Source organism: Actinacidiphila sp. bgisy145 (assembly GCF_057708125.1).
The window spans coordinates 163,910-175,106 of record NZ_JBYIRL010000016.1 but is presented as its reverse complement, the minus strand read 5'-3'; the positions used below and the strand labels follow the sequence as shown (position 1 = coordinate 175,106).

Genomic DNA, 11,197 nt, shown 5'->3' with positions numbered 1-11,197 from the left:
CCCCCCCCCCCCCCCCCCCCCCCCCCCCCCCCCCCCCCCCCCCCCCGCACCGTCACCCCGCGCCCGGCCCGTCCCACAGTCGCACCTCGTACGCGCCCACCAGCGCGGCCACCCGCGCCGCGAACTCGCGCCCGGGCAGCGGGTCGAGGCGCCGGCCGTCCCGCAGCCGCGGCGCGACCAGGCCGCCCGCCGCCTCCCGCGCCCCGACCACCACCTGGTACGGCACCAGGCGCGCCCGGCGCACCCGCGCACCGAGACTGCCCTGCTCCGGGTCCGACACCTCCGCCCGCAACCCGAGCCCGGCGCAGCGCGCGGCGAACTCAGCGGCGGCACCGGCCTGTTCGGGCCCCACCGGCAGCACCGCGACCTGGAGCGGCGCCAGCCAGGCCGGGAACGCCCCGCCGTGCACCTCCACCAGCTGCGCCACCGCGCGCTCCACGCTCCCGACGACGCTGCGGTGCACCATCACCGGCCGGTGCCTCGCGCCGTCCGCGCCCACGTAGCCCAGGTCGAACCGCTCGGGCTGGTGGAAGTCGACCTGCACGGTGGACAGGGTCGACTCCCGCCCGGCGTGGTCGGCGACCTGCACGTCGATCTTCGGGCCGTAGAACGCGGCCTCGCCCCGCTCGGCCTCGTACGGCAGGCCGAGCCGGGCCAGGACACCGACCAGCGCGTCGGTGGCGCGCTGCCACATCTCAGGCGCGGCCGCGTACTTGCCGCCCGGCCCCGGCAGCGACAGCCGGTAGCGCGCGGCACGCAGGCCCATCGCGGCGTACGCGGACGCGATCAGCTCCAGCGCGGCCGCGGCCTCCTGCTCCACCTGCCCGGGGGTGCAGAAGATGTGCGCGTCATTGAGCTGGATCGCCCGCACCCGGGTCAGCCCGCCGAGCACGCCCGACAGCTCGGCGCGGAACATCCCGCCCAGTTCGGCCATGCGCAGCGGCAGTTCGCGGTAGCTGCGGGACCGCGAGCGGTAGAGCAGCGCGTGGTGCGGGCACAGGCTCGGGCGCAGCACCATCTGCTCGCCGCCGACGTCCATCGGCGGGAACATGTCGTCGCGGTAGTGGGCCCAGTGCCCGGAGACCTCGTACAGCTCGCGCTTGCCGAGCACCGGCGAGTACACGTGCCGGTAGCCCGCCGCGCGCTCCCGCCCGCGGATGTACTCCTCCAGCGCGTGCCGCACCGCGGCGCCGTCGGGCAGCCAGTACGGCAGTCCCGCGCCGATCAGCGGGTCGCTGCCGAACAGGCCCAGTTCGCGGCCGAGTTCGCGGTGGTCGTGCACGGCTTCGTGCGAGGCTTGGTGCGAGGCCTCGTCCACAACTTCGTCCATGGTGTGCCGCCTTCCTGCGGTGGTGGGGTCGGCGGGGCGGCCCACCACGACAGCACGAAGCCCCGGGGCGGCTGCCCCGGGGCTTCGGACTGACAGACATCGATCAGCGCGCCGGGACACTCTCCGGCGTCGTCGTGGCGTTGATCGCGGCGCGCTTCATACCGGGGAACGTAACAGGCCCGCCGCACCGGCCGCCAACGCTTTTCCGCCGGCGGTCACGGCCACGGTGCCGCTCCCGTGCGTCGCGCGGTACGGTCCCCGGGTGAGGACGGCCCCGCGTGGCTCTTCGGTCCCCCGCCGGCCCCGTACGAGCCGAGCCGCCGTCAGACGGTCTGCGGCGCGCCCTTCGCGATCAGGTCGAGGACGCCCGGGAACTCCCGCTCCAGTTCGGCGCGGCGCAGGACCGGGAACCGGTAGGCGCCCTCGGCCTGGCAGGTCGTGACGCCCGCGTTCAGCAGCTTGGTCAGGTGGTAGGAGCACGTCGAGGCCGGCAGTGACACCTGCTCCGCGATCTGGCCGGCCGTCCGCAGCTCGCCGTCGAGCAGGAGCCGCACGACCGCCAGCCGGCTCTCGTCGCCCAGCACTGCGAAGAGCCGGGCCAGGTCCGGCAGGGGCATGGGCGGTGACATGCGGGGTCTGCGCTGCATGGAGCCCATGGTAGCGTCGCAACCACATTTCCACACTCTTGGAAATGTGGTTGATGCGGCCCGGCATCGGGACACGCGAGGAGAGCCATGAGTGACGCCGACCGGATTCAGTACCTGTGCGACCGACTGGAGATCCAGGACAAGGTCGCCCTCTACGGACTGGGGCAGGACCTGCACCAGGCCGACAGCGGGGACGCGGACGTCCTCGCGCAGTGGGGTCAGCTCTTCACCCCCGACGCCGAGATCGACGCGACCGCTGCCGGGGGCCGGGTCTTCGACCTCGCCGGCTACGCGGAGCTGATGCGCGGCAAGGGCCTCGTCGGCGGCAAGGAGGGCCTGGGGCTCTCCTTCGACGTCTGGCAGCACATCGAAGGGCACGCCACCGTCACCATCGACGGCGACACCGCGCACTCGATCGCCCCGCACTGGCACACGCACGTGAGCCGCGACGGCAGGAGCAACACCCACGCGGTGGGCTACTGGCACGACGACTGGGTCCGCACCCCCGACGGATGGCGGATTCGGCTGCGCCGCGTCGAGCACCTGTACTTCCAGACGTTCCCGGTCGTCCCGACCCCGCCGATGGTGGCCGGAGTCGACCCGGTCTGACACCGCCCGGGCATCAGGCCGCGCCCGCGCGCCGAACCGGCCCCGCCCCGGCGGTCGGCGCGCCGCGCGCCTACCGCAGCAGGCCCTCGTAGTGGCGCTGCTGCAACTGGCTCTCGATCTGCTTCACCGTCTCCGTGCCCACCCCGACGATGATCAGGATGCTGGTCCCGCCGAACGGGAAGTCCTGGCTCGCCCCGGTCACGGCCAGCGCGACGGTGGGCAGCAGGGCGATCAGCGCCAGGTACAGCGCGCCCGGCCAGGTGATCCGGTTGAGCACGTAGCTCAGATACCGCGCGGTCGCCCGCCCGGACCTGATCCCCGGTACGAAGCCCCCGTACTGCTTCATGGTGTCCGCGACCTCGTCCGTGTCGAAGCTGATCGCGACGTAGAAGAACGCGAAGAACACGATGAGCACGGCGTACACGACGACGTAGACGGGATGGTCGCCCCTGGTCAGATTCACGCTGACCCAGGTCTTCCACCCGGCGTCGCCGCCCGCGAACTGCGCGGCCAGCGCCGGGAGGTAGAGCAGCGAGGAGGCGAAGATGACCGGGATCACGCCCGCCTGGTTCAGCTTCAGCGGGATGTACGTGGAGGTGCCGCCGTACGACCGGCGGCCGATGCTGCGCTTGGCGTACTGTACCGGGACACGGCGCTGGGCCTGCTCCACGAACACCACGAACCCGACGACGGCCAGCGCCACGGCGAGCACCCCGCCGAACTCGATCCAGCCGCCCGCCAGGGAGCCCTGCTTCCTGATCGCCCACAGCGCGGACGGGGTGGTGGAGGCGATCGAGACGAACATCAGGATCGACATGCCGTTCCCGATACCGCGGTCGGTGACCAGCTCGCCGAGCCACATGACCACGCCGGTGCCGGCCGTCAGGCAGACGACCATCGTCACCGTGGTGAAGACCGACTGGTCCGGGACGATGCCGCCGGAGACCGTGCAGGTGGAGAAGAGGCCGCCGCCGCGGGCGGTGGCCACCAGGCCGGTGCTCTGGAGGAGGGCGAGCGCCACCGTCAGGTACCGGGTGTACTGCGTGATCCTCGCCGTCCCGGCCTGCCCCTCCTTCTTGAGTGCCTCCAGCCGCGGGACGACCACGGTCAGCAGTTGCAGGATGATGCTGGCGGTGATGTACGGGAGGATGCCGAGCGCGAAGACGGTGATCTGGAGCAGCGCGCCGCCACTGAAGAGGTTGACCAACCCGAACAGCCCCTGGCTGCCCGAGGTCTGGTCCAGGCACTGCCGGATCGCCCGGTAGTCGACGCCGGGGATCGGGATGTGGGTGCCCAGCCGGTACACCACGACGACGCCGAGCGTGAAGAGCAGCTTCCTGCGCAGGTCGGGCGTGGTGAATGCACGGGCGAACGCGGCGAACACGGTACCTCCGGCGATCCTGGGCGCGCGCGGGCGCCGTCGCGGGTCGGGACTGTCGGCAAAGGGGACTGTCGGCAAAGGGGAGCGGGACTGGCGTTCGGGCGCCGGCCCAGGTCGGATCAGGAGACCAGCGCGGTGCCGAGGTTCTCGGCGGCGAGGTAGCCGCAGAGCAGGGGATGGCGGCCGGCCACCGCGATGTCCCGCCAGTAGCGCTGCAAGGCGTTCGTCTCCCGGAAACCGGCGGCGCCGTGCAGGTCCAGCATGAGTTCCACGGCGTCCCGGCAGTCCTTGGCGGCATCCGCCATCCCCGCGCGCAGCCGCGCGCCCGCCGCCTCGTCCAGGTCCTCCCGCGTACTGTCCTGAGCGGTCGTCAGCGCGGTGCGCTCGGCCCGCTCCACCAGCCAGGCGGCCCTGGCCAGCCAGTGCCGGGCCCCGGGCGAGTCGCCCATGCCGGCGTAGCCCGTCATGTAGGGCTTGCGGCCGGACCGGAACATCTCCTCCACCGTGTCGAGCGCGCCCCGCGCGCCGCCCACCACCGGTGCGAGCAGGCACAGCGCGAAGAACAGCTGGTCCTGGCGCCGGGGCGGGCCGCCGGGTGCGATGCGGTGCGCGGGTATCAGCAGACCGTCGGCGACGAGACGCTGGCTGCCGGTGCCGCGCATGCCCGCCATGTGCCAGTTGCGTTCGACGCGCAGGTCCCCGAGGGGCACGGCTGCGACGTGGTACGTGTCGTCGACCATCACCGCGAGGTTCGCCCACGCGGCCGCCTCGCACCCGGAGACGTTGTCCCACTGGCCGCTGACCCGTACCCCGCCGGCCTCCCGCACCCCGCGGCCGGACGGGTGGCCGGAGCCGCAGGCAAGGGAGTCCGGGTCGCCGAAGACCTCCTTGTGGGCGTCGGCGCCCAGACCCTGGGCGAGGAGCGTCTTGGCCGTGGCGGACGTGGCCGCGACCCATGCGGCCGACGGGCAGCCGCGCCCCAGTTCGGCGAGACGGCGCACCGCCGCCGGCGCGTCGGCCCACTCCCCGCCGTACTCGAGGGGCGTGCGCAGCGCCAGCGCCCCGCTGTCCCGCAGGACGTCGAGGCTCGCCGCCGCCGGCCGGCCGAGCTGCTCGGTCTCCTCGGCGTTGAGCCGCAGGATCTGCCCGGAGGGGGTGAGCGGTGAACTGTTCATCATGGAAACGCGATCCCATCTGTGGTGGACGTGCGGGTACCGACGACGGCCGGCCGCCTGTGCGGGGGAAGCCGTCGCGCGTGAAGGGGTGCGGGAGTTACGGAGTCGGTTCGTCCGCGGGCCGCTCCGGGCCGCCGGACGAGCGCAGCGGCACCTCCTTGATGAAGAGGGTCACCAGGAGGGCGAGCAGCGCGATCGGGGCGACGTACAGGAAGACGTCCCCGATGCCGTGGCCGTAGGCGCCCTCCAGCCAGTCGCGGACGGCGTGCGGCAGCGCGGCGGGGTCGGGCAGTTCGCCGCCACCGGACGCCTTCGCGGCCGCGGCCCGGTCCTGCGGGCCGAGCCGGCCGATGGTGCCGGCGGCGTGGTCGCCGATCCTGGTGGTGAGCACCGAGCCGAGCACCGAGACGCCCACCGCGCCGCCGAGCGAGCGGAAGAAGGCCACGGTGGACGACGCCGCGCCGAGGTCGTCGGCGGACACCTGGTTCTGCGTGCACAGCACCAGGTTCTGGAGGGTCGTACCGACGCCGAGCCCCATCAGCGCCATGCCGCCGGCGACGTACGCGTACGGGGTGTCGTACCGCAGCGCGCCCAGCAGGGACACGCCCGCCGTCAGCAGGACGCCGCCCGTCACCAGCCAGGCCTTCCAGCGGCCGGTGCGGCTGATGAACCGTCCGGAGACGGTGGAGGAGACGAACAGGCCGGCGATGAACGGGATCGTCATCAGGCCCGACATGGTCGGTGTCGCACCGCGGGCGAGCTGGAAGTACTGGCTGAAGAACACGGTGCCCGCGAACAGCGCGACGCCGACGAAGAGCGAGGCGCCGGACGCCAGCGCGACGGTGCGGTTGCGGAACAGGCGCAGCGGGACGACCGGTTCGGCGGCCTTCGTCTCGACGAACAGGAAGACGAGCGTCAGTACGGCCGACGCGCCCACCAGCGCGCAGGTCTGCCAGGACAGCCAGGCGTACCTGTCGCCGGCGAAGGTGACCCAGATGAGCAGCGCGCACACGGCGGCGGTGACGAAGAAGGCGCCGGCCCAGTCGACGGTGGCCTTCCGCCGGGGCACCGGCAGGTTGAGCGTGCGCTGGAGCACGACCAGCGCGATGACGGCGAAGGGCACGCCGACGAACAGGCACCAGCGCCAGCCGAGCCAGGAGGTGTCGGTGATGACGCCGCCGATCAGCGGGCCGCCCACGGTGGCGACGGCGAAGGTCGCGCCCAGGTAGCCGGAGTAACGGCCGCGCTCGCGCGGGGAGATCATCGCGGCGAGCACGATCTGCCCGAGGGCCGACAGCCCGCCGACCCCCAGGCCCTGGACGACCCGCGCGGTGATCAGCGTGGTGGGGTTCTGCGCGAGGCCGGCGATCAGGGAGCCGGCCACGAAGACGACCAGCGAGGACTGGACCAGGACCTTCTTGCTGAACTGGTCGGCGAGCTTGCCCCACAGGGGCGTGGAGGCGGTCACGGCGAGGAGCGAGGACGTGACGACCCAGGTGTAGGCGCTCTGGCCGCCGCCGATGTCGCCGATGATCCGCGGCAGCGCGTTGGTGACGACGGTCTCCGACAGGATGGCGCAGAACAGGCCGAGCAGCAGTCCGGACAGGGCGCGCATGATCTGCGGATGGGTCATCGGCTCAGGCGCGCCCCCGTCCTTGCGAGGGGTGCGCGAGGGCACACCTGTTTCAGGCAGGGTGGGCATGGGTTTCCTCACGTGGTGGGCAGCCCGGGTCGAGCGCGGCGCGTCGGGTCGCGCCGAACGCCCTTGCCCGGGGCTCGCCCAGTCACCCTACCAAGAAAATGAGGCAGAACGTTCTGTCTCTTAAAAACGGTACGAGGAAGCCCTGCCCACGAGCGGTGTTGCGGCTCCCGCTCGCGCGAGCGGCACGTCAGCGCGCATGCGCCAGGGAGTCGGCGACCTCGTCGGCGGTCGCGATCCGGTGGGCGTAGCGCGGCCAGTTGAGCTCGATCGTCGCGCGCTGCATCGCTCGCGTGAACGTGGCCACCGCGTCGGACACGAAGGTCACGTGGTAGCCCTTCTCGACGGCGTCGCGGCCGGTGGAGTCCACGCAGGTGTTGGTGGTCAGGCCGCAGAGGATCAGGTGGTCGATGTCGCGCTGGCGGAGCTGCGTGTCCATGTCCGTGCCGTGCAGCGCGTCGAAGGTCTTGTGCGGGGTGACCACGACCTCGCCGTCGACGGGTGTGAAGTCGGGGTGGAACTCGGCGCCCCAGCTCCCGGCCTGGAAGAGCTGGGCGTGGGCCATGCCGTCGTGGCTGGGGGTGCGGTGGTGCCAGGGGCCGTAGTCCCACGGCTGGGTCACCATCGGCGCGTGCAGCACCTGGACGCCGGCGGCGCGCGCCGCCTCCAGGGTCCGCTTCATGTTCGGCACCGTGCCGACCTCCTCGCAGACCTCGCGCAGCCCCGGCCACGCCTTGCCGTGCTCGGAGATGAAGTCGTTGGTGGCGTCGACGAGGACGAGGGCGGTGCGTGCGCGGGTGTACATGGTCTTCCTTCTGCTTGCGTCGGTCCGGGGCGCCGGTGGCCCGGCGAATTAGCTCGTACGGTCATACTAGCAACGCTGCTCGCTCGTACGTACGTACGTCCTGGTAGCGTGGGGGAGAGACGAGGAGGGTGTGATGGGGCGGCGGACGGACACGCGGGACCGCATCATCCGCGCGTCGATGCGGGCCATGCGCGAACAGGGGTACGGCGCGACCGCCATCAGCGACATCGTGAACGCGTCGGGGGCCCCGCGCGGGTCCGTGACCTTCCACTTCCGCGGCGGCAAGGACGAGATCGCCGCCGAGGTGGTCGCCCTGCGGACCGCTCAGCTGCTGGAGCGGATCGAGGCGACCGCGGCCGGCGCCGGCTCGGCCGCGGACTTCGTGGCGGCGTGCGTCGACGCGGTCGCCGCGGAGTTCGCCGGGTCCGGCTTCACCGCCGGGTGCCCGGTCGTGCCCATCTGCATCGAGCGCTCCACCCGGGTGCCCGAACTCCGGGACGCGGGAGCCGACTTCTTCCGGGCGTGGCGGGGGTCACTGGCCCGTCACCTCGCCGCGCGCGGGATCGACGCCTCGCGCGCCGACCGCGTGGCCACGCTCGCCGTCAGCGCGGTCGAAGGGGCCCTCGTCATCAGCCGCGCCGAGCAGAGCGTGGACGCCCTCCTCGCCGTTCGCGACGAACTGCGGCTGCTGCTCGCCTGAGGCCGTGTCAGCGGCGGTCAGCCGGCCGGGCGGTGGAGGATCGCCTGGCAGCCGCGCAGGAAGGAGCCGGCCGCGCCCGCGGGGTCGCCGAGGTATCCGGAGACCATGGCGCCGTCGCGCAGCACCATCAGGTCCTCCGCGGCGGCGGCCTGCTCCGCCAGCCCGAGCGGCGCGATGAGCTGCTCGAAGGTCTTCGTGTACCAGGCCCGGTGCGCCTGGACGACCTGGCGTACGGCGCCGGCCGGATCGGGGTACTCCGCGGCCGCGTTGATGAAGGCGCAGCCGCGGAAGCCCGGGCTGCACGCCATGGCGCCGATCGCCTCCGCGATCAGCCGCAGCGCCGTGTCGATGTCGCCGCCGGCCCGGGCGATCACCGCGTCGATGGCCTCGCGCTCCAGTGCGGCGCGCCCCTCCAGATAGGCCACCACGAGGTCGTCCTTCGTCCTGAAGTGGCGGTAGAAGGTCACCTTCGTGGTGCCGACCCGCTCGATGATCCGGTCCGCGCTCACCGCCCGCAGGCCGTGTGCGTAGAAGAGTTCGGTGGCCGCGTTGATCAGGCGTTCTCGTACCGGCACGTTCACATCGCTCATGGTACGGGCTCCTCTCGCCTTGCCCCGGGCGGTTCCGTGTGGCACTGTGTCCCTCGTCGGTAGAGTTACTAGTTAGTCTACCTGGCGGAGGGGCGGAAGCCCATGGCATCGGCGCGGTCGCAGGGGACGACTCTCCCGCGCCGAGGGATCACCCCCTCCACCCACGCCTCGCTTGAGAAGGGCCCCACCATGCGTATCCGTCTCTCCCGCCGTACCGCACTCGCCGGCGCCGGTGCCGCCGCCGCTGCCGCGCTGATCGGCGCGACCCTGCTGCCCGGCGTCGCCGACGCCGCCGACCACGGCGCCGGCCCGCGCGCCCAGCAGCCCAAGCCGACCGTCGTCCTGGTGCACGGGGCGTGGGCCGACTCGTCCAGCTGGTCGTCGGTCATGACCGAACTGCGCCACGACGGCTATCCGGTCCGCGCCATCGCCAACCCCCTCCAGGGGCTGACCGGCGACTCGGCGTACGTCTCCAGCTACCTGTCCACCATCAAGGGCCCGGTCGTCCTGGTCGGCCACTCCTACGGGGGCGCGGTGATCACCAACGCCGCCGCCTCGGACCCCGAGGTCAAGTCCCTCGTCTACATCGCGGGCTTCATCCCCGAGAAGGGCGAGACGGTCGGCGACCTCGCCGCCAGGACCACGCCGTCACTGCCGCTGATCTCGACCCAGGTCCCGGGCGGCACCGAGGTGTCCATCGACCCGGCGCACTTCCGGCAGTTCTTCGCGGGCGACGTGGACCCGGACACCGCCGCCGACCTGGCCGCGGCCCAGCGCCCGGCCAACACCAGGGCGGTCACCGACCCCAGCGCCGAAGAGGCCTTCCGCACCATCCCCTCCTGGGACCTGGTCACCCTCGAGGATCACGCGATCGCCCCGGACGTCCAGCGCTTCATGGCCGCACGCGCGCACGCGCACGTCAGCGAGGTGAAGGCATCCCACGCGGTCATGGTCAGCCGGCCCGCAGCCGTCACCAAGATCATCGAGCAGGCCGCGCGCTGAGCCCGCTCGATCCCGGCGCGGTCCCGACCGGACCGTCGCCCGCCTTCCCGCACCACCCCACCGAGACACCATCGAGGAGAACCTGATCATGAGTCAGTCACTGGACGTCCTGTACGTCGCCGTCGCCACCGCGGAGAACGGCCGGGACGGCCGCGTCGCCACCGACGACGGCAAGCTGGACGTCGTCGTCAACATGCCCCAGGCGATGGGCGGCAGCGGCGCCGGCACCAACCCCGAGCAGCTCTTCGCGGCCGGCTACAGCGCCTGCTTCCAGGGCGCGCTCGGCCTCGTCGCCCGGCAGGCCGGCGTCAGCATCACCGGCTCGCTGGTGACCGCGCGCGTCAGCATCGGCAAGACCCACGACGGCGGCCTCGGCCTGGCCGTCGAGATGCAGGTGTCGCTGCCGGGCGTGGACCCGGCCGTCGCGGGCGGACTGGTGGAGAAGGCACACCAGGTGTGCCCGTACTCCAACGCCACGCGCGGCAACATCGACGTGGCGCTGAGCCTCGTCTGACGGCCGACCGGCCGACCGGCCGACCGGCGGGGCGACAGGCAGGGACCGTGCCCGGGGGAGCGGCCCCTGCCAGCCCCTATCATTGACGGGTGGTGAAGGAAACCGACCCCGCGACGACCGGCGCCCCCGTGAGCAGCCGCGGCGCCATCCTGGACGCCGCACGGGTCCTCGTCACCAGCCGCGGGTACGACGGCATGTCGATCTCGGACCTGACCGCCCGGTCCGGGCTGCCGGCCAGTTCGATCTACTACCACTTCGGGAACAAGCTCGGCGTCCTCGCGGCCCTGCTGGAACGCACCTTCGACGAACTGCACGCCGCATTCCCGAACCCCTCGTCCTACGACGGCCACGAACCGCTCGAACGCTTCGAGAAGTGGGTCACCGCGGCCTGTGCCTCCCTCGACGAGCGGCCGGAGTACCTGCGCATCCTGCTGGCCATCAGCGTCGGCCCGCACAAGGACGCGGAGTCGGTGCTGACCACGGTGCGGCGCATCCGCGCCTACGCCCGCGCCTCGTGGGTGGAAGCCCTCACGCCCGTGCTCGCGCCGGACGGCAAGGAGGCCGACGCGGCGCTCGTGGACCGGATCGCCGTGCTCGGCCAGGCCATGATCGACGGGCTCGCGGTGACCAACAGCTTCGACGGCGCCGCCTACAGCGCGCAGGTCGGCGGCATCGTCGCCCTGGTCCGCGGCCTCGCGGAGCAGCGGGGCCGCGGACCGGCGCACGTCTCCTGACGGCGCACGCC

The 11,197-nt window shown here is 72.7% G+C and carries 12 protein-coding genes; 5 read left to right on the top strand and 7 right to left on the bottom strand.

What is annotated here, in order from left to right; all coding sequences use genetic code 11:
• Nucleotides 1-52: 52 nt before the first annotated feature.
• Both thrS and AC3ERT_RS16925 read right to left on the bottom strand, forming a co-directional pair.
• The gene (gene thrS / locus AC3ERT_RS16930) at nt 53-1,330 is read right to left on the bottom strand and encodes a threonine--tRNA ligase (RefSeq protein ID WP_435175110.1); all 1,278 of its coding nucleotides are present in this window, start codon (nt 1,328-1,330) and stop codon (nt 53-55) included.
• A gap of 323 nt (nt 1,331-1,653) precedes the next feature.
• Nucleotides 1,654-1,977, bottom strand: coding sequence for an ArsR/SmtB family transcription factor (locus tag AC3ERT_RS16925; protein WP_435132561.1), 324 nt, complete (start codon nt 1,975-1,977; stop codon nt 1,654-1,656).
• A gap of 87 nt (nt 1,978-2,064) precedes the next feature.
• Here AC3ERT_RS16925 and AC3ERT_RS16920 point away from each other — a divergent pair, with 87 nt between their 5' ends.
• Nucleotides 2,065-2,586, top strand: a complete 522-nt coding sequence (locus tag AC3ERT_RS16920) for a nuclear transport factor 2 family protein (protein WP_335979128.1) — start codon at nt 2,065-2,067, stop codon at nt 2,584-2,586.
• A 70-nt stretch (nt 2,587-2,656) separates the two neighbouring features.
• Here AC3ERT_RS16920 and secY read toward each other — a convergent pair whose 3' ends face one another.
• The 4 genes from secY to AC3ERT_RS16900 form a co-directional block, all read right to left on the bottom strand.
• On the bottom strand, nt 2,657-3,970 hold the full coding sequence (secY, locus tag AC3ERT_RS16915; protein WP_435175108.1) for a preprotein translocase subunit SecY: 1,314 nt from the start codon (nt 3,968-3,970) through the stop codon (nt 2,657-2,659).
• A gap of 116 nt (nt 3,971-4,086) precedes the next feature.
• Nucleotides 4,087-5,145: an acyl-CoA dehydrogenase family protein gene (locus AC3ERT_RS16910; RefSeq protein ID WP_435175106.1), complete on the bottom strand. Its 1,059-nt coding sequence runs from the start codon at nt 5,143-5,145 to the stop codon at nt 4,087-4,089.
• A gap of 94 nt (nt 5,146-5,239) precedes the next feature.
• Complete coding sequence (locus tag AC3ERT_RS16905) at nt 5,240-6,775, bottom strand: MDR family MFS transporter (RefSeq protein WP_435175104.1); 1,536 nt, start codon at nt 6,773-6,775, stop codon at nt 5,240-5,242.
• Between the two features lie 256 nt (nt 6,776-7,031).
• On the bottom strand, nt 7,032-7,646 hold the full coding sequence (locus AC3ERT_RS16900) for a cysteine hydrolase family protein (RefSeq protein WP_435132553.1): 615 nt from the start codon (nt 7,644-7,646) through the stop codon (nt 7,032-7,034).
• 133 nt (nt 7,647-7,779) lie between these two features.
• Here AC3ERT_RS16900 and AC3ERT_RS16895 point away from each other — a divergent pair, with 133 nt between their 5' ends.
• Nucleotides 7,780-8,346: a TetR/AcrR family transcriptional regulator gene (locus AC3ERT_RS16895; protein WP_335979135.1), complete on the top strand. Its 567-nt coding sequence runs from the start codon at nt 7,780-7,782 to the stop codon at nt 8,344-8,346.
• A gap of 17 nt (nt 8,347-8,363) precedes the next feature.
• Here the strand turns inward: AC3ERT_RS16895 and AC3ERT_RS16890 are convergent, their stop codons facing one another.
• On the bottom strand, nt 8,364-8,936 hold the full coding sequence (locus AC3ERT_RS16890; RefSeq protein WP_335979137.1) for a TetR/AcrR family transcriptional regulator: 573 nt from the start codon (nt 8,934-8,936) through the stop codon (nt 8,364-8,366).
• A gap of 189 nt (nt 8,937-9,125) precedes the next feature.
• Here AC3ERT_RS16890 and AC3ERT_RS16885 point away from each other — a divergent pair, with 189 nt between their 5' ends.
• The 3 genes from AC3ERT_RS16885 to AC3ERT_RS16875 all read left to right on the top strand — a co-directional run bounded on the left by AC3ERT_RS16885 (nt 9,126) and on the right by AC3ERT_RS16875 (nt 11,186).
• Entirely contained in the window at nt 9,126-9,938 is an 813-nt protein-coding gene (locus tag AC3ERT_RS16885; protein WP_435175101.1) for an alpha/beta fold hydrolase, read from the top strand.
• A gap of 88 nt (nt 9,939-10,026) precedes the next feature.
• Complete coding sequence (locus AC3ERT_RS16880) at nt 10,027-10,452, top strand: organic hydroperoxide resistance protein (RefSeq protein WP_435132545.1); 426 nt, start codon at nt 10,027-10,029, stop codon at nt 10,450-10,452.
• An 89-nt stretch (nt 10,453-10,541) separates the two neighbouring features.
• Nucleotides 10,542-11,186 (top strand): TetR/AcrR family transcriptional regulator, encoded by a 645-nt coding sequence (locus tag AC3ERT_RS16875; RefSeq protein ID WP_335979142.1) that lies wholly within the window; start codon nt 10,542-10,544, stop codon nt 11,184-11,186.
• The last annotated feature ends 11 nt before the right edge of the window (nt 11,187-11,197 follow it).

Bases quoted from the DNA above. Each gene is read 5' to 3' on its own strand.
- AC3ERT_RS16910 (WP_435175106.1), bottom strand. From the start codon at position 5,145: ATGATGAACAGTTCACCGCTCACCCCCTCCGGGCAGATCCTGCGGCTC.
- AC3ERT_RS16920 (WP_335979128.1), top strand. From the start codon at position 2,065: ATGAGTGACGCCGACCGGATTCAGTACCTGTGCGACCGACTGGAGATC.
- AC3ERT_RS16900 (WP_435132553.1), bottom strand. From the start codon at position 7,646: ATGTACACCCGCGCACGCACCGCCCTCGTCCTCGTCGACGCCACCAAC.
- AC3ERT_RS16905 (WP_435175104.1), bottom strand. From the start codon at position 6,775: ATGACCCATCCGCAGATCATGCGCGCCCTGTCCGGACTGCTGCTCGGC.
- AC3ERT_RS16890 (WP_335979137.1), bottom strand. From the start codon at position 8,936: ATGAGCGATGTGAACGTGCCGGTACGAGAACGCCTGATCAACGCGGCC.
- AC3ERT_RS16885 (WP_435175101.1), top strand. From the start codon at position 9,126: ATGCGTATCCGTCTCTCCCGCCGTACCGCACTCGCCGGCGCCGGTGCC.
- AC3ERT_RS16925 (WP_435132561.1), bottom strand. From the start codon at position 1,977: ATGCAGCGCAGACCCCGCATGTCACCGCCCATGCCCCTGCCGGACCTG.
- thrS (WP_435175110.1), bottom strand. From the start codon at position 1,330: ATGGACGAAGTTGTGGACGAGGCCTCGCACCAAGCCTCGCACGAAGCC.
- AC3ERT_RS16895 (WP_335979135.1), top strand. From the start codon at position 7,780: ATGGGGCGGCGGACGGACACGCGGGACCGCATCATCCGCGCGTCGATG.
- AC3ERT_RS16880 (WP_435132545.1), top strand. From the start codon at position 10,027: ATGAGTCAGTCACTGGACGTCCTGTACGTCGCCGTCGCCACCGCGGAG.